This window comes from Streptomyces sp. Ncost-T10-10d (assembly GCF_900091955.1).
Lineage (GTDB): Bacteria > Actinomycetota > Actinomycetes > Streptomycetales > Streptomycetaceae > Streptomyces.
This window is the reverse complement of record NZ_FMDF01000066.1, coordinates 18,095-39,228: the sequence shown is the minus strand read 5'-3', so window position 1 is coordinate 39,228 and position 21,134 is coordinate 18,095. Positions and strand designations below refer to the sequence as shown.

Sequence of the window (21,134 nt, the reverse complement as noted above, 5' to 3'; positions counted from 1 at the left end):
ATGAGCTGGTCCCGTTGGTGTCGCTGTCGGCGGGCAAGCGATCGTCTTGGTCACGGCCTACAGCCGGGGCGACATCACTCCATCGACTCCAGAATGCGGTCGAGTGTCCGGCGTCCCATTCTGCTCATCATCGGATTGCTCTCGACGTAGTACCAGACAGCGCCCATCGCTTGTACGAACGCCCATGCCTTACCGCGCTCCCACTCGAGATCGTCGCACCCCAGTGTCCGCCGGAGCACTTCCCGCGGTCCCCTCTGCATCAGGTGCCAGGCACTGACCAGATCCAGCGCGGGGTCGGCCGGACCGAAGCCGCCGGTGTCGAGTACGCCACTGAGCCGGTCGCCCGCGACCAGCACGTTGCCGGGGATCAAGTCACCATGGCTCATCACGTCGGCACTCGTGCGTGGCAGCTCCCGCAGACGGCTCCACACCTGGCGCAGCCGAGGCACGTCGAGCAGCCCCTCGCTCTCCTCGAAGCACTTCTCCATCCATTCGTCGTGATGAGTGAGAACGCCGCCACGACCCTCGCCGTTGAAAAGCCGCCCCCGCGTCTCGGCCGTCCGGAGGGCAGCGATGAAGGTCGCAAGGTCCTGTGCGAAAGCATCCGACCCACTCGGGTCGGCGTCCGAGGCGACCGTTCCCGGCAGCCACGTCTGGACCGACCACGGCATGGGGTAGCCCGCTCCGGGCTCTCCCAGGGCGACGGGTTCCGGCGTGGGAAACCGAGACGCCTGCGCCAGCTCCGCGCTCGCTTGGGCTTCCTGTTTCAGAACCGCCAGCGCCTCGGCGGCATCGGTCAGACGCAGTGGGAAGCGTGCCGAGAGGTCGTTCCCGATGCGGAAGATGGCATTGACCGTCCCAGTCGACTGCAGGAGTCGGATCTCCTTGTCGCTCCACTGAGGGAACTGTTCCTGGATCAAGGTCGCAACCATTTCGGCGGTCACGTCCACTTCATCATCGTGCATGGTCATCTCTCGCACTCCTGCGTCTGAAATCGGCCACAATCGCCATCGGCATCATCGGCTCTGGCGCCTCGTGGCACACCCACCCGCTACGACAAGACCAGTGGCGGAACAAGTCGTAGACCCGGCCCCAGGGACCGTATCGCTCCGATACGTCACGCCAGGGGACGCCGGTGCGGGTTCGAAACCGTATGCCGTCGATCAGCTGCCGTCTCGTCCAAACCGGCGGGTGTCCCGGCTTCTTGCCCTCGGGCAACAACGTTGCCAGCCGGTCCTACTGGGTATCCGTCAGATCTCCACACGCCACCTGGCGATCACTGCAGAGGCTGATCGACTTCAGAACTGGAGGCCAGACCGGTCACAGACAGGATCGCTTCGACCGTCTCTTCAACCGTCTGCGCATCGTTGTCGATCCAGGTTCCCTGCTGCGTAAGCTCGGTGCGCATCGCCTCATCAAGCGGCGACCAGTCCGTGGCCAAAGCCTTCTCCCGCGCATGGTTGCGCCGCCACGCCACTGCCGGGCCGGGAGCCAGGATGACGATGTGAGCGGCACGGCCGCCAGCGTCGTGCGATAGAAGTCAAGGTGGGAACGGCGGACTACGACATCATCGAGCACGGGGCGGCGCGGCGAGATCCTGCTGACGGCTGCCCTCGCGACCGCGACCCTGGGCGGCGAGCAAGTGGCCGTCGCCGGCGCCTTCGACGGGACGCTGCATGTGTGGGGGATGCCGGACATGCTGAACACCGACCCCGATCCCAAGGCATTCCTCTTTCCGTGGGAACTGCGGGAGATCAGTGTGTCGCGCCTGCCCGACACGGTCAGCGCGGTAGCGACGGTGGAGGCGGGCGGCCGGACACCGGTGCTGGCGGCGGGTCGCGCGCTGTACCTCGTGGATCCGGATACCGGGAACGCGGTCGGGCCGCCGGCGTCCGGCCAGACCGACATCGGCACCATCACCTCGGTCGCCATGGGCCTGGTGCGGGGCCGACCGGCAGCTGTCACCGGCAGCGTCGACGGCGCGGTGCGCGTCTGGTGGACGGACGCCTGGCTGTTGGCCGGCGACTCGTGGCCCGAGCAAGTCCTGGCGTGGAGATTCCCCGCTGCCGTGAACGCGGTGGCGCTGGCTCCGGACGACCACATCGCTGTCGGCTTCGGCGCCGACGTGGCTGTCCTGGTCGTCGATCCGCAGATCCGCCAAGCCCGCTAGGGTCTGTCCTGAGTCGTGATCAAGGCGGGACCAGACAAGATGCGTCTGCCCCGGCCGCCCGACGGCGAGATCTGGACACCGGCGTGGGCCCAGCGTTCCGGTCCGCCGCGATATCCGATTGGTGATTTCCCTCTCTGTCAGCACCGGGGCCGCTGTGCGGTCCGGGGTTTGGCCAGAGCCACGAGGGCTGCTCCCAGCACCGCGCCGAGCACCGGAGCGAGCAGGTAGATCCACAGGTGGGTAGTGTCCTGGGCCAGGAGCGCCGGACCGAACTGTCGTGCCGGGTTGGCCGATCCGCCGCTGAGGGGACCGAGCGTCGCGATGATGACCGCGGTGGCGAGGCCCACCGCGCAGGGGAGCAGTCTGCGGCCCGCCGGGTGTGCCAGGAACACGGAGAGCATCATGGTCAGCAGAACGAGGACCCCGGTCTCCGCCGTGAGGATCGCGGTGGCGTCCCATGCCGGGTCGGCGTGGACGGTCGCGTAGCCGATGGGGACGCGGGAGACTGCCGGTCCCCAGACAAGTCGGCCGAGCGCCGTTCCCGCGACGGAACCGGCCAGTTGGGCCGTGACGTACGGGACGACGGCGCGGGCCGGGAAGGCGCCGAGTCGCCACAGCGCGATGGTGACGGCGGGGTTGAGGTGTCCGCCGGACCGCCGGCCGGGTGGGGACGTCATGAACACCATGAGAAGCATGCCGATGGTGACGCCAAGGATGGCGAGAGCGCAGTGGATGTCATGGACGGAGATCGGTGAGTCGGGTGCGATGAGCCAGCGCACGCCGGTGACGACGAAGAACAGCAGAATGCCGGTGAGGCCGAATTCGCAGGTTGCGCGACACAGGATGCCCGGTTCTGCGGTGGTGGGCGGGTCGGCCTGCGCCGGCACGGCCGGAGTTGTGGTTGCCATGGACGTGGTCCTATCGAGAATCGCTGTTCGCCGGGCCGCGCCGAGGAGAGCCCGGGGCGCGGGGTCCCCCTTGGCGGCGGGGATCCCCTGATCCCCAGGGGATCCCTGCCTGCGTGCGGAAGGAGCTCACGCCTGGGCGTGCGCGCCTTCCAACCAGTTGGTGAACTCGCAGGCGAAGTGCCACTGATGTCCGACGAAGACGTGCTCAGGGGCGTTGGCCGGGAACTGGATGGTCAGACGGATGCGCAAGCCGTCGGGTCCGTCGCCGAACTCATGCATGACGCGGGCGATCTCCGTGCCGTCACCGAGGCGTCCGGTGCCGCCGATGCGTACGGGGTACTCCTCGTGGCCCTCGTCCGCGATTTCGACGCCGTCATGGAAGGTGAGGAAGAACCGGAGCGGGCCGGATCCTATGGTCTCGATGATCTCGACCACACCGCCGCTGGAGTCGGCGAGGTAGTGCTCGGGGTTGGCGGAGAGCAGCGCGGACCGGTCACCGCCCGCGAGCCGCCCCTGCCACCAGGTGAGGAACCGGTCCGCGTCGATCCCAGCGACTGTCATTTCGGTGACGGCCGACCGCCAGGCCCCTCCGGACCCGTTCGGAAGCGGTGCCATCACCGCGTCTGAAGCGGCGAGATCGGGGGCGAGGAGTTCCCGCATCCGCTCGTCCCCGATCCGCTGCTTCAGCAGGGTGAGCGCTGCCCGTGAACGGTCCAGCTCCCACTGCCGAACGGCATCGTCCCTGTACTCGACACCGTCGATGACTGTGCGGACATTCAGCGCGCCAGTGTTCATGGCGAAGCCCCTTTCAAGCGAAGCGGAGAAATTTTCTCCGCCTACGGCACGCTAGCATAGACGGAGAGAAATTCTCCGCTTCATTGATGGAAGGTAGATCTCATGCGGGCGGACGCCGAACGCAGCAGACGACGGATCCTGGATGCCGCCCGCGATGTGTTCCTGGAGCGGGGCCTGGACGCCCCGCTGGACCTGATCGTGCGCCGGGCGGGTGTGGGGCCGGCCACGCTCTACCGTCGCTACGCCGACCGCGAGGCACTCGTGCGTGATCTCACCGGTGACCTGCTCTCACGCCTTGAGGCCGCGGCCCACCAGGCAGCGCGGGAGGAGGGTGACGCGTACGACGCGGTGCGGCGCTTCGTCCACACGGCAGCCGACCTCCGGATGGGCGCGGTGATCCCGGTGTTGCTCGAACGGCTCGTTGTCGACGAGGAGTTGATCGAAAGCCGGACCCGCACATCGGGGGCGCTCGACGACCTGATCCGCGCGGCGCACAAATCCGGCCGGCTGCGCCCCGAGGTGGGGGCGGGGGACCTGATCCTCCTGTCGATCCGGCTGTCCCGCCCCCTGCCCGGTGGTCTCTCCCGGCTCGACGCGGACGGCACGCTGTTGCACCGCCATCTCGACCTTGCCCTCGACGGCCTGACCACGCAGGCCGCACCGGCTCCCGCCCCCGCCCCCGCCCCGGGCGAACCGCTCACCTTCGCCGACCTCGTCGCCGCCGCGGACCGCCCGAACGCGACCGACTGAGCCCGCCGGCACGGCCCTGAGTACGCGAGCCTCCCCCACCAAGCGGCCCCGTTCGTTGCGGTGCACCGGGACAGTGTCGAGTTCCCCGACGGGCGGGCGCACCCGGCCACCGCACGACTGAACCTGGATGGTCAGCCGATGAAATTCGACCTCATCGCGAACATGTACACGGTGGTCAAAGCCGATATCACCGGGACGTGGGGGGCCTTGACCCCTGATCCTGAACACGGCTTATGCGGCTTTGGCCGGCGTAGTTGATGGTGCGTCGAGTGCCGTCTCGTAGGCGATCGGTGAGCGGTGTCCGAGGCGGGAATGGCGTCGGACGGTGTTGTAGCGGTGCAGCCATCGGAACAGGTCGAGGCGGGCCTCGCGCTCGTCGTTCCAGGCCCTGCGGCCCTGGAGGGTCTCCCGTTTGCAGGTTGCGTTGAACGACTCGGCGAGTGCGTTGTCCGCGCTGCTGCCCACCGCGCTCATGGACTGGGTGACGCCGGCCTTGCGGCAGGTGTCGGCGAAGGCCCGGCTGCAGTACCGGGCCCCGTGATCGGTGTGCATCACCGCCCCGGCGAGGCTGCCCCGGGTCCGCTCGGCTGCCGTCAGAGCATCCACGACGAGCTCGGCGCGCATGTGGTCGGCGATCGCCCAGCCCGCCAGGCGGCGCGAGGCGAGATCGATCACGGTCGCGCGGTAGCGGAACCTCCCGCCGGCCAGCGGGAGACAGGTAATGTCGCCGACGTACTTGGTGTTCACCTCGCTCGCGGTGAAGTCGCGGCCGATCAGGTCCGGCACCTTCGCCGCGGCCGGGTCCGGGATCGTGGTGGGGTGCCTGCGGCGCAGGCGGAGACCGGCGAGCCCGACGGCCTTCGTGATCCGTGCGACGCGCTTGTGGTTCACGTTCTCGCCGTCTTCGCGGAGCTCGGCGGTGATCCTGGGGACGCCGTAGGTGCCGTCCGATGCCCGGTGCACCTGCCGTATCCGCGCGGCGAGTTCGATGTCGGCCGCCTGGCGGGCGCGCGGGCCGGTCCGGTCCGCCGCCAGTAGTAGAAGCTGGATCGGGCGATCCCCAGGATCCGGCACAACCGCGTCACGCCGTAACGGCGCTGGTGGTCCTCAACGAACTGGCAGCGGTTGGCCAGCCCGTCTCCGAGGCGAAATATCGGGCCGCCTTGCGCAGGATCTCGCGCTCCTTCCGCAGCTCGGCGTTCTCCCGCCGCAGGGCCGCGTTCTCCGCCTCCAGCACCGCCGGCCCAGCCGACGAGGCCACCGCCCGGCGCCCCCGGGGACGACCCTCCCCATTCGCCCGGATCCAGTTCCGCAACGTCTCGGAGTTGACACCCAGATCGGCGGCGACCTGCTTGATCGTCGCCTTGGGCCGCAACTCGTACAACGCGACCGCGTCCGCCTTGAACTCCGGCGGATAGTACTTCATGACCACGACATATCCGTTCTCAGATCCTCAAGATCCACAGCCTCGAGTGTCCAAGATCAGCGGTGGGGGCCCACCCACACTGACCAGGCAAAACACTCCTGAACAGCAAAAACACAGGCACTGCCATTAGACGCAGAAACCATCTGCGACAACGCCGGTAGTTCTCACCGGACTCGGCACACGCCCAGGCCAGACCACCTGCCACCCCCGCCATAAGCCACACGACCGGTTCTCACCCAACCTGCAACACCCCCAGCCCAGCCCCGTTCCCACACTCCAACTCACAGCCCCGGGCCCGGCGACGGCGGTGTGCTCGTCCAGCAAGACGCGGCCTGGCCGTAGGAGAGCCGGGCCAGACCAGTGTCCAGACAGACACCGCGCGGGCCGGCCACCTTGCCGGGGTCGGGTCGGCGGTGGGTGACGAACACCGGCTCAGTCGCCCGAGTGGTCGCTGCGCCACCGCTCGGTGGCGACGCCTGCCATGACCACCGATACGACGCCTTCAGCAAGTTCGGGCGTGATGGGCAGGTGACCGAAGAGAACGCGGTAATACGTGGTCGACGCCAGCATGTCCAACAGCAGGTCGATATCGGCGTCCGACCGAATGTCGCCGCGGTCGATACCCCGCCGCAGCGCCCCGGCCGTGGTGGCGCGCCGCGGATGGAAGTAAGCGTCGAGGAACTCCTTTTCCAGCTCGGGGTCGTTGGCCAGATCTGCCACAAGGGCGGGCAGTACCCGGCGGCCAACGGCCGTGGTGAACGCCTCGCTGAGAGTGCCGATGCCGGCGATGAGATCGCAGTGCGTGCAACCGGTGTCGGGCGTTGGGGCAGTGCCGACGACACGGGCCAGCGACTCCACGACGAGATGCTGGCGAGAGCGCCACCTACGACGGAGGGCGGGCTTGCTGGTTCCGGCGCGAGTGGCGACACCCTCCATCGTGAGCCCGCCGTACCCGGCCTCGTTGAGGATCTCCATCACTGCCTGAGGTACGGCGTCATCGATACGGACGTCGCGTGGCCTGCCGGAGCCCTTGCGTGCGGTGGAGCCCCCAGGCCCACTTGCGCTGTTTGCCATACGACAAATATAGACTACATTCCGTTCCGGTACGGAATGTAAATCTCGCTAGGAGTGTCATGCCTCAAAGTCCCGATAGAACTACTCGCAGCCAGATCGATGATCCTCAGGTACAAGGACCGCTCACCCCCTCGACGAGCGCCCACGGCGCCAAGGAGAGCGTGTTCAGCATCCCCTACCGCGTCCTCACGCTCGGTGTCCTGCTATCGGTCGGCATGGTCGCCTTCGAGTCCCTCGGCGTGGCCACAGTTCTCCCCGGAATAGCCGAGGACCTCGATGGCCTCGGCGCCTACGGCTGGGGTCTGTCCGCCCTCATGCTGGCCAACATCATTGGAACGGTGCTCGCCGGACGCGCCGCAGACCGCCGTGGCCCGTGGCGCCCGATGGCGCTTGGCATGCTGGTCTTCGCTCTGGGCTGCGTGGTGGCCGGTGCCGCACCCACCTGGCCGCTGTTCTTGGTGGGGCGCTTCGGCCAGGGCCTGGGGGTGGGATCCGTGATGTCCATGGCCTACACCATGATCGGGCTGGCCTACCCTCAGCACCTGCGGGCGAGGATGTACGCCCTTCTGTCATCGGCCTGGACCGTTCCCTCACTCATCGGCCCGGCGATCACCGGCACTCTCGCCGATCACACCACGTGGCGCTGGATCTTCCTGATCATGCTGCCGGTCATCGCCGTCGCGGCGGTGCTCACTCTGCCGCCGCTGCGGAGACTGCGACACGCAGGGGCCGCTTCCTCCGCCACGTCAGCCCCCGTTCCTCGATGGTGGAAGCGCCCCCTGCCCAGCGCCGTCCTGCTCACTGTGGGCACCGGCGTATTCCTCCAGGCGGTGCTGCTGAAGAACCTCCCCCTGCTGATCGCTCTGGCCGTCATCGGCCTCGCCGTCGCCGTTCCCGCACTGCACCGGGTCACGCCCGAGGGCACTCTCAGCGCCCGGCCCGGCCTCGGCGCGGGCATTGTCCTGCGCGGCATATTGTGCGGCGTCTACTTTGGCAGCGAGGCATTCCTCCCGCTGGGCCTGCAAGAGTTGCGCGGCATGAGTGCCACCCTGGCCGGCCTGAATCTGTCAGCCGGAGCCATCACCTGGGTCATCGGCTCCGGCCTACAAGCCAAGCGGGACACCGGCGAAGGCGGGCGCGCTGCCGCCACCGCGCTTGGCTTCGCCATGCTGCTGGCAGGTGTCGTGCTGATAGCGCTGACGATCCTGACCAGCGCGTTGCCTTCGTGGATCGCCCTTGTGGGGTGGGGCATCGGCGGCCTGGGCATGGGCATCGGCTTCAACGCCGCCACCACCGACACCTTTGAGCAAGTACCGCCCGACCGCCAGGGCGAGGCCAGCGGCGCCCTCCAGCTCGCGCAGACTCTCGCCACGGCTTTGATCGCCGGCCTGGGGGGTGCGGCCATCGCACTGGCCAAGAACTACGACGGCTCCACCCGCACCGCGCTGCTGAGCGTCTTCATCCTCACCGGGCTGCTCGCAGTGGTAGGCATGCTCCTCGCTCGCCGACTGCGTCCCAGGTCACGTACCCGTCAGTGCTGACTCAGTCGCTCGTACACGAAAGCGAAACCACGGTGAACGGCTTGCACATGCTGGGCCTGAGTGCCGACGAAGGCTCAGACCCCTTCGGTGCGCTGCTGCTGCGTGCCCTGGCCAGCCCTGGCCCAACCGGCATCAATATCCAAGCGTGGCAGGTACCGGACGCCGCCCCACCCAACGCCCACACCGCGCCGCAACCTTGCGAACTGCCGCCCAACGTCGCCCGGTTGCGCGCAGCGGCAGCAACCGCCGACGCCTTGCTGATCGCTGCACCCGAGAGCTTCCTCCCCGAACCGCTGCTCGCCGCGCTGAATTCTCTTGGATGGCCGGCCGCTACCTCCCCACTGCGAGGTCTCCCGACCGCCGTCCTGACCACCTCTGCCGGAACCGAGAGCTCTTCGCGGTTCACGTCCGTCGAGGAACTACTGCTCAGCGCGGATTGCGATCTGATCGGGCCACGCACCGTAGTTCCGCAAGCGGGCCAGGCGCTGTGCCTCCAACCGGACGGTCGCGTGTTGATCACCGACCCCCGCGTCACGATGCGGGCGTTGATTCACCTGCACCGCACCGCGGCTCGCGCCGAGGGCAGACGACGGTCGGTTCGCTGACCTTACCCAAGCCGTCAAACAGCCCGCGCCGACTTCGCCGCCCTGTGCCCGGATCCGGGCCGCCCCGTACGGGCACGCGCTCGTGCGCGCACGCGTAAGGGCACGGCCGCCGGTTCTGGCACCGCGCCCGCCTTGATCGCCTCGCTGTACGCCTTCACCGGATCGGGCTGCAGCGCGTACGCGGCATCAAAGGCCTGCCGCAGGTGACGGGTAGCCGAACAGCGCTCGGGCCGGTCCGCCGCCTTGGCGGCCACGTCGGTGACCGCTGCCACCACTGGGTCGACGCGCCGCGCCAGAGCCCGCCCGTCGGCCCGGATCGTGCAGAGCGAGTTGGCGTCGGCGAGAAGCCGCTGCAGCGGAATGCGATGCATCGAGTCGTGCGGTGTGGCCGCCGAGAGGAGGGCAGCCTGCAACGTTGAGAGACCGGCGATGTCCGCCGGTTTGGCGCCCGTGTCATAGCGGTCGGCTTTTCCACACTGCACCTCAGCGTCGCCGCGCCACCGGCCAACGAGCACGAGGCTCTCCTGGTCGCAGCCGAGCACTTCGCCCTCTGCCCGGACAACATCTGGCAGGGCAGCAGGCCGTACACGCTGGCCGCCTGGCCGGTGTTGTCGGTCAGTCCGGCTGCGTCCATGGTCTCGTCCAGTGCCTTGCGAATGGTGGTCACCGACACGGGCCGGTCCTGAGCGCCGTGGCGCCACTGGAAGAGCGGGGGCATCGGCGGGTTCCAGACGGGCTCTCCGTGGTCGTAGGCGACGACGAAGGGCACCTTCCCGTCGGTGCCGCGAACGCGTTGGGTGATCGTGCTGAGCACATCGGCGAGCTCGGGCTGACCAGCAGGAGACGTTCCTCGTCGGTCTTCGACGGCGTGATCTGCAGCAGCGGGGCGTGCTGCTGCGGTACGCCATGAAGAGCACCGGGGACTCCCCGACCAAACGTCACTTGGCCGGAGAGTCCCAGTCGGCCGGGTTCGGAAGGCCGCGCTCGGCGGCCAACACGGCTCCGAGCGGTCGGGTCAAGCCCGCGATGGGAGAGGGACGTTCCTGGCACCGTCCGGCGTCCTCGACAGCCGCCGGGGTGGAGGTTGGCTAGCTGCGGTCGTGCCCGCCGTGGTGACAGTACCCGTTGCGCTTGATGACGGTGGGGTCGGTGGCGGTGCGGGTTGCGGTGTCGGCGCCTCCGGTGACGGTGGCGGTGTTGGTGACCTTGTGGTGCGAGTCGCAGTCACAGGAGATCTTGACCTTGAGGGTGATGGTCGGATAACTGCTGCCTGCCACCAGGACATTGCTGCGAGTGCACGTGAGGGTGCTCCGGGTGCAGTTCCATCCGGCGCCGGTGATGCTGCGGGCGGTGAGTCCTGGCGGCAGGCTGTCGTGCACGGTGACCGTGCTGCCGTCGGTGACGCCCGGCCCGCTGTTGCCGACCGTGATGGTGTAGGTCCCCTGCTCGCCCTGGACGAACTTCCCGGTGTGGGTCTTGGTGATGGTCAAGGAGGGGGTGACCACCGTGTAGGAGATGATCACCTGACCGCTCTTGTTCGCCGTCCCGATCGCCGAGGCCGTGTAGCTCGTCCCGGTGCCCGTCGCGGTGGCAAAGCTGCTTCCTCCGCCGCCACCGCCACCACCCGCACGGCCGAGGCCGCTGAGGCCGGGGGCGGCGGCGCCGCCTCCGCCGCCGGCGTAGTACCCGCCGCCTCCGCCTCCGCCGGCCCCGGCGGCCACGCAGTTGCCGCCGGTGTTGTTGCCGCCGGTGCCGCCGGTGCCGACTGTGGTGCCGGTGAAGCTGCTTCCCGGGTTACCTGCGGCGGGCGTACAGCCTCCGGTGGGGGTGGCCGGCGTACCGCCGATGCCGTCGGCCATGGTGGTGGTGCTGCCGCCTTGCCCGCCGGATCCCGGAGAACCACCGCTGTCGAACGCTCCGGCAGTGCCGGCGGTGGCATCCGGTGTGCCGCCGTTGCCCCCGTTGCCTCCCGCGATCGTGCCGGAGAACGGGGCGCCGCCGCCGGCACCGCCGCCGCCGGCGACGACGAGGAGGCTGGTGCCGGTGCTGACGCTGGACGCCCCGCCTCCTCCGGGACCCCTGCGGAACTGACCCGTGGGGTTGCTCGAGGTGCCGCCCGGGGCGCCGCCGTTGTAGCCGCCGGTGCCGCTCGCGTTGCAGCCGGCGCTGCCGGTGCCGCCGACGTTGACGGTGTAGGTCGTCGGGGCGGTGGTCACCGGCAGCGTGGTGACGACGCGTTCCCCCGTCCCCCCGGACCCGGTGAACCCGCAGACGGTGCCGGTGTTGTCGGCGCCGCCGGCGCCGTCCGCGGTGATGGTGACGACCGCGTTCGCGGGGACCGCGAAGGTCTGCGGGGCCCCGGTGAAGCTGAAGGTGGACGATGGGTCGGTTCCTCGTACCGTCGCTGGGGTGGTGGCCGGCCCGGCGGCGGCCGGTGCGGCGGTCGCGGGCGTCAGTGCGGTGCCGGCCAGTGCCGCGCACAGTCCCGCCACGACTTTTGCCCGCCGCCACTGCTCACGAGTACCGATGCCGGCGCGGGCTCGGCTTCGCTCTGCCTCCACTCCGGTGAGGGGATGTTGTGGAGCGTGATGACTGGTCACTGATGTCTCCCGACGTGCTGGCTTGGGGTGAGGCGGCCTTCCGCCAGTGGGGCAGGCCACCTCACCATCAATCACTTATTGTGATTATTCATGCACGAAAAGTGATGAAAGGGGAGTTCAGGCGTGGTGACGTGTCATCCGGGTCTGGCGTTCGAGCTGCGCTCGGGCTCCACCGAGCGGTTGACGCCAGGTCGGGGCAGCCCCGGTGGCCCGAAAACCAGGAGCCCCTCGGCCGCCGCCCCTCCCTACGCTTCCCGCCATGGACAGCCCCTGGACCGAGCGCCTCGTCAACGCCGTGGACCTGCAGCGGGCCACCAACTGATTCGAGGCGGCCCGCCTCGCCGAACAACGCGTGCAGGACGTGGAGCAGGCACGGACCTACCAGTTCGGCTTCGCCGCCTACCTGGCAGACGCGCCCCACGTGTCCCGACCCGCCGACATGCCCTCCCACAGAGGCGCCCGTCACGATCTCCCGTGACGTCCTGCGCCTCCCGGCCCTGGTCGACGTCTCCACCGCCGGCCTCCGCGTGCTGGACCGGCTGCTGTACCTCAGCGACCCGGAGACCGGCACCGCGGCGATCAGCCAGAACGAGATGTGCTCCGAGCTGGGCGCAAGCAAGCCGACCGTGAACCGAGGCTTCAAGGAACCCCGCGAGTGCGGACTCGTCTGGAGCCTGGAGGACGGCCTCTACCAGCTCCGCCCGCTGCTGACCGGCGGCGCAGTCTCCTCGCCTGTCATGCCGGTCCCGGAGATCAGGGCCGCCGAACGGACGCTTCACCGATGGTCGCCACCGCTCGGCGGCCCGGGGCGCCGACATGGCCGCCATCAACCACATGAAGCGAAACGGTCCACCGACTCCGTCGGTGGACCGTCATGCGTGGTCGAGGAAGATTACCCGACCTCGGCTCAATCCGCGTGGTGCGGGCAACGCGCTAATTCGCCGTCCACCCAAGGCCACCAGATCGCTCACCTCATTGAGTGCCCATCACGCCTTGGGTGACTCGTAGATGTTGGCGGCCATCGCTCCCAGTTGCTTGTTGGCCCTGAGTGCGAGGTCGATGGCATCACTCACGGAATTACTGGGCACCGGGATGTTGTTCACGTATATCGCAAAGGCGTAAGGGTGACCGTCCTTCGCATCGATATATCCCGCGAGTGCCTTCGTGCCGAGAGCCAGCTTGCCCTTGTAGGTACTGACCAAGGTGCCAGTCTTCGCCCGGATGTGCCCTGCGGCAGGATTGGTGCGCTCGATGACATCAGCAAGCGAACCATCGACCCCCATGCTCGGCATGGAGTCGTAGAAGACGCCAAAGTTGTCCTGCCGGGCAAGATGCCGCAGCAACGCTACTTGGGCAGTTGGCGTTGCCTTGTCGCCGGGGAGGCCCTGGGCATCGACGAGAGTGAGTGAATGCGGATCGATACCGGAGCGAGCGAGGAAGTCCCGCTCGATCTTCATCCCGTCCGCATAGGTTCGTTGACCGTGCTGCACCGCCATCAGCGGTGGCAGAAGATTCGCCCCGAGATTATGACTGACCTTGTTGATCAGCTTTGCGTATTCCTTGAAAGGTGGTGACGTATAGGTTGCCGACGCAGGCATCTCTTTCACCTCCTTCGACGGAGGGAGCTTACTGCTGGGGTTTTCTCCCAGTCGCGGTGCAGCCACGCTGACGCCATTCCGAGCGAGTGCCTCGATGAGCACGGTCCGGGCAAAGGCCGCTGGGTCGGGAACCTGGTACGTCGTCACGAAGGGAGCCTTCGCATCCGCGGGTACGGAACCTCGCACCCGGATATGTCCGGGGGTGACACTTTCGGTCGTCACCGCCGGCTTGCTTCCAGCAGGCGCGGTTGCCACCTGTGCGTCGACACTGAAGGCAGCTGTCTTCGGGCGCCAGTCAACCTTCGCCGGCTCGCCGGGGGCGCCCGGCGTGATCAGCACGTCAATCAGGTTGTCGTTGACGATGGTTGGGGTGACCGGCACCCCGCCGATCGACACTGGATCCCAGAGCCGATTGTCAATCACCACGTCGCCGTCGATCTGACGGACACCGCTTGCCACAACCTGCCGAGCCAGCTCGTTGATGCCCGCCAGCGGATCCTCTTGAGTAAGGGACGCCATTCCAGGTACAGCGTTGGCGTCATAGTGGTCGAAGTCCGGCACGTCGAGTGTCCCTGACGCAGTGGTCCGCCCACCGAGTGCCAGATCGCCACTCCCGACCATAATCAGGTTGCCTGAAAGCCGCCCGTCAGGCGATACGGTACCCGAATGCACTACTGGAGTACGGAAGCGATGGTCACCGCCCAGGACGTCGAGCGCGGCACTTACCGCAAAAGTCTTGGCCGTCGAGCCAGTCATGAACTGAGAATTAGCGCCCTTCGATTGGACAACTTCTCCGGTCTTCAGGTCGGCGACCTGCACGCCCCACTGGCCTGACGACCACGGTGCACCGTTCATGAGTTTTTGCAGGTCGGAACTTACTCGCGCAGTACTTGACGACGGATAAGCCGAATGGTCCTTGGAGATATTGGAGCATGCCGACATCGTGACAGCAGCCGCCATCGAAGCTGCGACCATCAGAGTTGCGCGCGGCCACACCCTGCATCCAAAGATGCGTGAAGATCTACTAGACATCAGCTCGACCTGGAACAGCACGGTGGCCGGACCTTCGAAGGTGTCGCCGTCCGCGTCGCCCAACGCATCCTCGCGATGGCCGCCGCGGTCTGGCACAACCACAAGACCGGCCAGCCCGTCATACGATCCTTGATCGCTTATGACCATTGATCACATCGGAATGACTCGTCTGGAAATCCGAACCGCCAACTACGAGTCCGTGGCCGCGCTTCCGCGCTGACTACGCCCGGGTGACGACTCCCACGCTGAGTAGCGTGAGATGAGGTATCGGGTCAGGGGACGGGCTGTGAAGGTTCTCCGGTCGTCTGGGGAGGGTCGATGCGGTAGGGCTGGAAAGCCGGGTAGAGCGCTCCTGCCCGGCACCGCCACCTCTCGGACATCAGCCGAACGGCTCATGCGCCAGGCCGGCCTCGCCGGGCTCAGCCGACGGGGCGGATCAGCCTCGTTCCTGTGCCTCGCGGGCGCGGTCGCACATGAGCCGCATCAGTTCCTCCGCCTGTTTCTCGGAGCCGACTCCGTCGCGGACCGGTCCGTAGTGCATCTCGATGAGGACCGTGCCGACACGGGCCCGCCACATCAGATGGGAACCGACCTGAGTGGGGTCCGCCATCTCCTCGTCCTTGACCTCGTAGGCGCTGGTCGCGCTCTGGTCACCCAGCGTGCGGCTGGGGAAAGGTTTCTCCTTCCTGCTCCCGGGGTTTGTCGCGTTCTGGGTTATTTCGGCGAATCCCTGGGCTGCGATTGCCGTGTCCGGGCAGGCAAATGTGTCGTAACGCACCTTCAAGTCGCTGAGCCCCGAGCCGTCCCGCTCCTGGGACTCGTACTCCGCCAGGGCGTTGTGGCACTTGGTTCCGTTCTCCGTGAGGTGCGCCGGCTGCGACGTCTCCCACGCACCGGACAGGTCGGTCAGTCCCGGCAGCATCCGCTCCGCCTCAACCGCGCTCAGCGCCCGTGCCCGTGCCCGGCCCCCATTCCCCCCGTCGCTCTCCGGGCCGTCGCCGACCAGCTGCACTACCCCGTAGACGAGGAGAGCAGCCACCACAGCGAGCGCGGCCGCCAGGCCCAGCAGCCCGGCGGTCGTGTTCGGTTTGTTGACGGTAATCGGCCCGAGCGAGACCTGGTTCCCGCGCATCTTCGTACCGTTGACCGTCACGACGTTCGTCATGTGAGTCGTCGACACATTCAGACGCGCCGCCAAGGTCTGCTGGAACCCGGGGTCCGCCGCCAGCTCCTCACGGAGCACCCGCTCCGCCTCCCGCCGGGCTCCTTCGTCACCGGGCGCGGCCGCCACTCCGGCCAGCGCCGCCTGCCCCTGCGGCGTCGCGGCCAGCCCCTCCCGCACGAGCCGGACGACCCCGGTGGCGGTCTCCTGCCCGAAGCTCGTCACCGCCCCCGTGAGTAACCCGATCGCCAGAGCAGCAAGGTCCGTCTCCACACTCTCCCCCACATCCTGCATCGCTTCCGAAACCTGATTGTTCCCTTCCCGGCAGAAGGAGCACACCATTCCGGTACTCACCGCCAGCCCCGCCCCGCCAGGCTCCGGCAGCGGTTGGAGTGGAGGCGGGCAGGACCGGATGGCCAATGTGGTGGTGCTCGACCTCAACCCCATAGGTGCCGCCCCAGCACAGCGCCTGCTGGAAGTCCAGGTACGGGCCGTCGTGGGTGCCGTCGTGCCGGGCACCGATCGAGCGGATGGCAGCGGCAACGAGGACCGGTCCCACCCAGGTAGGTGGGATCAACGGCTTCAACAGCCTGTCCGCGTTCGTCCGGGGGAGCGATGTCCAACGGGTACGCCGAGGACGACGCTGGGGCCTCTGGCACCGACGGGTACGCGCCAGACCAGGAGCCGCATGCCAGAGACGGCCGCAAGCGTGACGGCCACAGGTCTACAGGCGTTCCTGCACCCACGAGGAACAGCGGACGCGGGTGACACAGACCTTCCACTCCAGGAGCCCGCCGGGCCAGTCGTAGGGGAGGTACACGTCCTTCCACGTGCCGTTGCCTGTGTCGTTCACGATCTCGTCCCAGTAGGTGTCCACGTGCCAGCTGATGAATACGCTGTGACCGTCGGGTTCGGTGTCGCCCAGGCCGAACATGACCCTCCCCGGGTCGAAGTAGCCGTAGGCGCCCGTGATGACCCTGCTCTCGGCCGAGGCCGGCGACGTCACCCCCACGGCCATCGCCAAGGCGATCGCCGGAACGGCGAAGAAGCGGGCGAGTCGTTTCACCGAGACCGCCCGTCGGCTGACGGGCGACGAGCCGGCACCGCTGGTGGTCCGCTTGGCACGTTGCATGATTCCTCCTGTTGTCCCAGCCCGTCGTCCGATCCGGCGTATGGCCTGGCTATTACCGTCGGCCATTCCGAGGACGGGCGGATGTGTCACCTGAAGGGGGATTCACATCCTCGTGGCGGCTTGAGGAAGGCACTTGGCCCTGCGTGCCGTGCTACTTGGCAGGAGGTGCCACGTGAGGAGCGTCGCTGGACGCGGTTCGATGCCGGAAGGCACGGGGACTGAGCCCGAACGCTGTCCGGAAGGCACGGCTGAACTCGGCTGGCGCCGAGAATCCCCAACGGGCCGCCAGGGCAGCGATCGGGTACCCGGCCAACCGGGGGTCCGCGAGATCGGCACGGCAGCGTTCCAGGCGGCGTCGCCGGATCGAGGCCGCCACGGTCTCCCGCCCGTCGTCGAAGAGGCGGTGGAGCGAGCGGAGGGATATGTGATGGTGCGCGGCAAGGTGAGCGACGGTCAGGTCCGCACTCCCGAGGTTGCTTTCTATGTAGCAGTCGATGCGTGTGCGCAGAACCTGCCGGTAGGACTCCGGCGATTGCAGATGCCGGGCGTCGGAGTGCTCGGCGAGGAATGCGGCGGCGAGATCGACCGCGATCGTTCCCAGCCGTTGGCGCTCGCCCGTGCCGAGATCGGCCGCACGGTCCCGGACAGTGGTCAAGTACTGGCAGAGAACCTGCCCGGTCACCCCGTCCGGGGCGAGCCGCCGGGCCAGGACCCGGTCGACCCGGCCGGCAGGCAGCGGAAGGGCGTCCCTGGGTATCCGTAACAACGTGACGCGGCCCTGCCCACGTTCATCCGGAACGAGGGTGTCCAGTGGATGGGAGGTGTCGAAGAACACCAGACTGCCGGTGGAGATCTCGGCTTCGTTGTCGTGCTGGCGGGTAATCATCGGACTGCCACCGATCAGGGCGAGCTGATACGTCTCCGGGTCACCGCGCCTGATGTGCCGCGGTGTCCGCGCGGCGTGAAGCGGTTCGAAGACGAGGTGCGTGAGCTGCGCGGAACCGAGATCCACTCCGGCAACATGAGCTTCGAAACCGTGGGCATGGACACTTCCGAGGGAGAAGGGAGCAACGTTCTCCCGCACCAGCTCCACGAACCAGTCGAACCTGTCGCCCCGCGGCAGTTCACCACTCGACAGCGACACCAGGGCACCAGCACCAGCACCTTGACTGTCCGCCGACACCCACTCCTCCGACATGACCACCATCATGGGCGTGACACTCGTGGGGCGGCAACCATTTCCCAGCGTTCACATCCGGACTACCTCGGAGCCCCGCTGAGCGTCCCGGGGTAACGACCTGGGGATGAATAGTCCCGGTGTTGGTGGGGCCGTGACGTGAGAAGGGCCGCACGGGTTGGGTGAGTTGTGACGCTTACCTGGGCCCGTGCGGCCTGCTCCCATCCTGCCCTGTCCGGGGTCTCTCGCGCACATCTCGGCGAGTTGCTCGATGAGTTGTCGCCGCGTTGGTGGGCCCGGCGTGAGTCGGCGCTCGACCGGCAGCGGGGCTACAAACGGCGCCGGGCTGAGGGGGCCGGGCGCAAGCCGAAGCTGGAGTTCGTCGACCGGCTGCTGGTCACCTTCGTCCACCTGCGGCTCGGCCTGCCGCACGCCGCTCTGGCCGAGCTGTACCGGGCGGACCGCTCCACGGTCTCCGCCGCGATCCGCCAGCTCAGGCCCCTGCTCGCCGCCCGCGGTTTCGCTGTGCCCGACCGCCCCGGCGTCAGGCTGCGAACCTTGGAAGATGGGTTCGCCTACGCCGATTTCGAAGGCGTGAACCTGCGGATCGACGGCACCGATGTGCAGGTCCGACGCCCACGCGCCGGACGGCCGGGCCGCAAGGCCTTCGTATCCGGCAAGAAGAAACAGAACACGATCAAGACCACCACCTTCAGTGACCAGCAGGCCCGTACGCTGTTCTCCGTTGTCGTCCGCCCGGGCCGGATGCACGACCGGACCGCCCTGCGCACCAAGGGCATCGCGGAACAGTTCCGCCGGCACCCGGGGGTGAAGGCTGAGGTCGACTCGGGATACCAGGGCCCGGCCAAGGCGTTCCCCGGCCAGGTCAGCGCCCCTCCGAAGGAGCCGGCCGAGGACGCCTGCGACGGGGACAAGCGGGCCTGGCGCGAGATGCGCCGCCGCCAGTCCTCGGCGCGGATCTGCGTGGAGCACACCAACGCCGGGTACAAGCAGTGGCGGCCCCTCCAGCGGTACACCGGCCGACGCGAGACCTACGCCGAGACCCACCTCGCGATCGCCTCGCTGGTCTCTGACCGCTCCGCACGACGCCCGACCCGTTGCCGGACGAACACCGAACTCGTCCTCGTCCTCGTCCTCGTCCTCGTCCGCAACACCGTCTGCTGATCACCCACCAGCCGAACCACCAGGCCAACACGCCCCGACCCCAATTTCACCCAAGGTCGCTACCCCGGCCGACATCGGTGTTGCCGGACGGCCCATCATGGACGTCTCCGAGTGAGAGCAGGATGACACCCACCATGACCGATACGACTGACGAACAGGGACATGAGGGCGCGCTTGCTGTCCCGGAAAGTGCGGTGTGGCTCAAAGGGCAGCTGCTGGAGATCGCTTCCGCGCTGTCTCCGGACCGCCGCCCGGTGGTGGTCCGTGAGTGGACTGACTCGGTACGGCTGCGCGACCCCGCACCGGTCGGTCACCGCTTCCTGTTCCTCGTCTGCGTCAGCGGGGACGATCGCCCCTCGTCTCCCGGTTTCGACGACGTCCTGAACGCCTTCACCGTGGCCGGCTGGAACGCGCACCAACGGTCTTTGAGCCACCCCGGGGAAAGTTGGGCGACGGCCCGGCGCGAAGATTTCGAGGTCAAGGTCTACGAGGGCAACGGGCCCGGAATCTTGACGTTCACCGGCTGGACGCCGGTCGTGTACACCGAACGACAGTTGGGTCAGCCGCCCTTCACGCTCAGCACGGCCAGTGGTGTGTTGTGCGATGACTGTCATGGCTGGGGGGTGTGCCTGCTCTGCGAAGGCAGGGCCTACAGCGGCGGCAGCGGCGGCTATGGGCGATGCTGGTGTGTCGCAAACAACGCGGGGCCCGGCAAGTGTGTGGAATGCGCCGGGCGGGGTTTTCTCACCCCCAAGGCGGTGTCGTGGAAGCGGAAGCAGTACGGACTGCCTGATGCCGACGGTGGCGACGCCTTCCCACAGCCGCCGGCCGAGGACGGTCACGACTCCAACACCAGCGCGTTCACCGATGTCAGCCAACGATCCTGCGCGTGCGGGGAGTTCCGCTGCTTCTGGCGCAACATCCTCTCCGAAGCCGACGATCACCTCCTCTCCCGGTTCGCCGGTACCTGCCAGGGATGCGCCGCGCAGCGCGCCTATGCGTTCACGCTCCCCCTACCGTAGACCTCCCGCGGTGCCGGTGTACTGCCGTTGCACTCCCGCCGAGGCCCGGCGCTTCTTCAGGAAGCCGGTCTCGTCGATGGTGGGGACGTCGGCGGCGCAGGGATTCGGCGTAGGACTGCCCGAACTTCAGGCACCACCGGCGGATCGTCTCGTAGGACGAGATGACGCCGCGCTCGAGCATCAGCTCCTCGACCTCGCGGAAGCTGAGAGGGAACCGGAAGTGCAGCCACACGCAGTGCGCGGTGATCTCCACCGGCTACCGGTGCGCCCTGTACAGCGGCGGCGCGCTGTCCACGGACGACCCCTCCCAGCATGACCAACCAGAAGATCAACCCACCCGGTCAGTCAACGTGACACTGCCGTCAGGAGAAGTTGCCAGGAGGCAGACAGCCCTGCCCTGCAATCCCCGCAGCCCGGACCCCCTCAGGCACCGGCCCTGCAGTGGGACCAGGCCCTGCTGTCCGATCCTGCCCTGACCGGGATGACCCACCGGCAACTGGACCAACTCACAGGAACACTGGCCCCTGACGGTGACACCCAGCGCGGCCGCCCACCCCGGCTCTCTTTCCCCGAACAGGTCCTGGCAACCGTGCTCCACCTGCGGGTCGCCTTGGCTGCGGAACCCCTGGCCGTACTGTTCGGCAGCAGCCGCACTGCCATGCACCGCACCCTCCTGAAGAACCGGCGACTGCTCAAGGCCCACGGCATCGCCATCCCACCCGCGACAACCCCACCCGCGGCTCTCACAGCCCTCCAAGTGCGGGTCCACGCCCTGACCGGCAAGTCCAGCAACAAGATCAAAACAACGTGTTAATGATCTGCAACCCCTAGCCAGCCGGACACCCGCGGACCGAACGAGTCCCACCAGCACTACGACCATCGGGTCGAGGACCGCCAGGCAGATGAGTATTGAGACATCCACCCCGTTGTGCGAAGCGGCATTTCGTGCCCTCTTCC

17 protein-coding genes and 7 pseudogenes are annotated in these 21,134 nt (G+C 67.8%); 9 read left to right on the top strand and 15 right to left on the bottom strand.

Going from position 1 to position 21,134, the window contains the following annotated elements:
- Positions 1-74: 74 nt before the first annotated feature.
- The 3 genes and pseudogenes from GA0115254_RS09130 to GA0115254_RS45775 form a co-directional block, all read right to left on the bottom strand.
- Positions 75-971: an aminoglycoside phosphotransferase family protein gene (locus tag GA0115254_RS09130; RefSeq protein ID WP_093894759.1), complete on the bottom strand. Its 897-nt coding sequence runs from the start codon at positions 969-971 to the stop codon at positions 75-77.
- Positions 955-1,221, bottom strand: a complete 267-nt coding sequence (locus tag GA0115254_RS45780; protein WP_305136447.1) for a transposase — start codon at positions 1,219-1,221, stop codon at positions 955-957. Before GA0115254_RS45780 ends, GA0115254_RS09130 begins: the two co-directional genes overlap by 17 nt.
- A gap of 55 nt (positions 1,222-1,276) precedes the next feature.
- Positions 1,277-1,581 (bottom strand): annotated as a pseudogene (locus GA0115254_RS45775) (phosphotransferase); the annotation flags it as partial.
- Between the two features lie 61 nt (positions 1,582-1,642).
- Between GA0115254_RS45775 and GA0115254_RS09115 the strand changes: the two are divergent.
- Positions 1,643-2,170, top strand: coding sequence for a hypothetical protein (locus tag GA0115254_RS09115; protein WP_176740040.1), 528 nt, complete (start codon positions 1,643-1,645; stop codon positions 2,168-2,170).
- 137 nt (positions 2,171-2,307) lie between these two features.
- Here GA0115254_RS09115 and GA0115254_RS09110 read toward each other — a convergent pair whose 3' ends face one another.
- Entirely contained in the window at positions 2,308-3,078 is a 771-nt protein-coding gene (locus tag GA0115254_RS09110; RefSeq protein ID WP_256102464.1) for an MIP/aquaporin family protein, read from the bottom strand.
- A gap of 126 nt (positions 3,079-3,204) precedes the next feature.
- On the bottom strand, positions 3,205-3,873 hold the full coding sequence (locus tag GA0115254_RS44290) for a hypothetical protein (RefSeq protein ID WP_093894757.1): 669 nt from the start codon (positions 3,871-3,873) through the stop codon (positions 3,205-3,207).
- Between the two features lie 102 nt (positions 3,874-3,975).
- On the opposite strand from GA0115254_RS44290, the gene GA0115254_RS09100 reads away from it, so the two are divergent.
- A complete protein-coding gene (locus tag GA0115254_RS09100) occupies positions 3,976-4,623 on the top strand; it encodes a TetR/AcrR family transcriptional regulator (RefSeq protein ID WP_093894756.1) in 648 nt (215 codons plus the stop codon).
- 231 nt (positions 4,624-4,854) lie between these two features.
- On the opposite strand, the pseudogene GA0115254_RS09095 reads toward GA0115254_RS09100, so the two are convergent.
- The 3 genes and pseudogenes from GA0115254_RS09095 to GA0115254_RS09085 all read right to left on the bottom strand — a co-directional run bounded on the left by GA0115254_RS09095 (position 4,855) and on the right by GA0115254_RS09085 (position 7,123).
- Positions 4,855-6,055: pseudogene (locus GA0115254_RS09095) on the bottom strand (IS3 family transposase).
- A 228-nt stretch (positions 6,056-6,283) separates the two neighbouring features.
- Positions 6,284-6,492 (bottom strand): annotated as a pseudogene (locus GA0115254_RS45770) (site-specific integrase); the annotation flags it as partial.
- Positions 6,482-7,123 carry a TetR/AcrR family transcriptional regulator gene (locus GA0115254_RS09085; RefSeq protein ID WP_093894755.1) on the bottom strand — a complete coding sequence of 214 codons (642 nt, stop codon included), beginning with the start codon at positions 7,121-7,123 and terminating at the stop codon, positions 6,482-6,484. The pseudogene GA0115254_RS45770 and the gene GA0115254_RS09085, both read right to left, overlap by 11 nt.
- A 161-nt stretch (positions 7,124-7,284) precedes the next feature.
- Between GA0115254_RS09085 and GA0115254_RS09080 the strand changes: the two genes are divergently transcribed.
- Together GA0115254_RS09080 and GA0115254_RS09075 are read left to right on the top strand one after the other, a co-directional pair.
- Complete coding sequence (locus GA0115254_RS09080) at positions 7,285-8,664, top strand: MFS transporter (protein WP_256102463.1); 1,380 nt, start codon at positions 7,285-7,287, stop codon at positions 8,662-8,664.
- Positions 8,658-9,269: an NAD(P)H-dependent oxidoreductase gene (locus tag GA0115254_RS09075; protein ID WP_093894753.1), complete on the top strand. Its 612-nt coding sequence runs from the start codon at positions 8,658-8,660 to the stop codon at positions 9,267-9,269. The genes GA0115254_RS09080 and GA0115254_RS09075 overlap by 7 nt, the downstream gene beginning before the upstream one ends.
- Before the next feature lie 14 nt (positions 9,270-9,283).
- On the opposite strand, the gene GA0115254_RS09070 is transcribed toward GA0115254_RS09075, so the two are convergent.
- Positions 9,284-9,811 carry a hypothetical protein gene (locus GA0115254_RS09070; RefSeq protein WP_093894752.1) on the bottom strand — a complete coding sequence of 176 codons (528 nt, stop codon included), beginning with the start codon at positions 9,809-9,811 and terminating at the stop codon, positions 9,284-9,286.
- Here GA0115254_RS09070 and GA0115254_RS09065 point away from each other — a divergent pair.
- Positions 9,707-9,955: pseudogene (locus tag GA0115254_RS09065) on the top strand (DUF4253 domain-containing protein); the annotation flags it as partial. The gene GA0115254_RS09070 and the pseudogene GA0115254_RS09065 overlap by 105 nt on opposite strands.
- Before the next feature lie 402 nt (positions 9,956-10,357).
- Here GA0115254_RS09065 and GA0115254_RS47200 read toward each other — a convergent pair.
- Both GA0115254_RS47200 and dacB read right to left on the bottom strand, forming a co-directional pair.
- Positions 10,358-11,830, bottom strand: coding sequence for a DUF11 domain-containing protein (locus GA0115254_RS47200; protein ID WP_141720789.1), 1,473 nt, complete (start codon positions 11,828-11,830; stop codon positions 10,358-10,360).
- 1,025 nt (positions 11,831-12,855) lie between these two features.
- Positions 12,856-14,322, bottom strand: coding sequence for a D-alanyl-D-alanine carboxypeptidase/D-alanyl-D-alanine endopeptidase (gene dacB / locus GA0115254_RS09050; protein WP_256102465.1), 1,467 nt, complete (start codon positions 14,320-14,322; stop codon positions 12,856-12,858).
- Positions 14,323-14,499: 177 nt separating this feature from the next.
- Between dacB and GA0115254_RS45765 the strand changes: the two are divergent.
- Positions 14,500-14,649, top strand: a pseudogene (locus GA0115254_RS45765) (IS982 family transposase); the annotation flags it as partial.
- Positions 14,650-14,935: 286 nt separating this feature from the next.
- Here GA0115254_RS45765 and GA0115254_RS09045 read toward each other — a convergent pair.
- The 3 genes from GA0115254_RS09045 to GA0115254_RS09035 all read right to left on the bottom strand — a co-directional run bounded on the left by GA0115254_RS09045 (position 14,936) and on the right by GA0115254_RS09035 (position 17,991).
- Positions 14,936-15,955 (bottom strand): hypothetical protein, encoded by a 1,020-nt coding sequence (locus tag GA0115254_RS09045; RefSeq protein ID WP_093894749.1) that lies wholly within the window; start codon positions 15,953-15,955, stop codon positions 14,936-14,938.
- 430 nt (positions 15,956-16,385) lie between these two features.
- A complete protein-coding gene (locus GA0115254_RS09040; RefSeq protein WP_093894748.1) occupies positions 16,386-16,793 on the bottom strand; it encodes a hypothetical protein in 408 nt (135 codons plus the stop codon).
- 151 nt (positions 16,794-16,944) lie between these two features.
- Positions 16,945-17,991: an AraC-like ligand-binding domain-containing protein gene (locus tag GA0115254_RS09035; RefSeq protein ID WP_176740039.1), complete on the bottom strand. Its 1,047-nt coding sequence runs from the start codon at positions 17,989-17,991 to the stop codon at positions 16,945-16,947.
- A 168-nt stretch (positions 17,992-18,159) separates the two neighbouring features.
- Here GA0115254_RS09035 and GA0115254_RS09030 point away from each other — a divergent pair, with 168 nt between their 5' ends.
- Entirely contained in the window at positions 18,160-19,155 is a 996-nt protein-coding gene (locus GA0115254_RS09030; protein ID WP_256102462.1) for a transposase, read from the top strand.
- A 134-nt stretch (positions 19,156-19,289) separates the two neighbouring features.
- A complete protein-coding gene (locus GA0115254_RS09025) occupies positions 19,290-20,177 on the top strand; it encodes a hypothetical protein (RefSeq protein WP_256102461.1) in 888 nt (295 codons plus the stop codon).
- Between the two features lie 82 nt (positions 20,178-20,259).
- Here GA0115254_RS09025 and GA0115254_RS45760 read toward each other — a convergent pair.
- A pseudogene (locus tag GA0115254_RS45760) lies at positions 20,260-20,430 on the bottom strand (IS6 family transposase); the annotation flags it as partial.
- 134 nt (positions 20,431-20,564) lie between these two features.
- On the opposite strand from GA0115254_RS45760, the pseudogene GA0115254_RS09015 reads away from it, so the two are divergent.
- Positions 20,565-20,991: pseudogene (locus GA0115254_RS09015) on the top strand (ISAzo13 family transposase); the annotation flags it as partial.
- Positions 20,992-21,134: the final 143 nt, after the last annotated feature.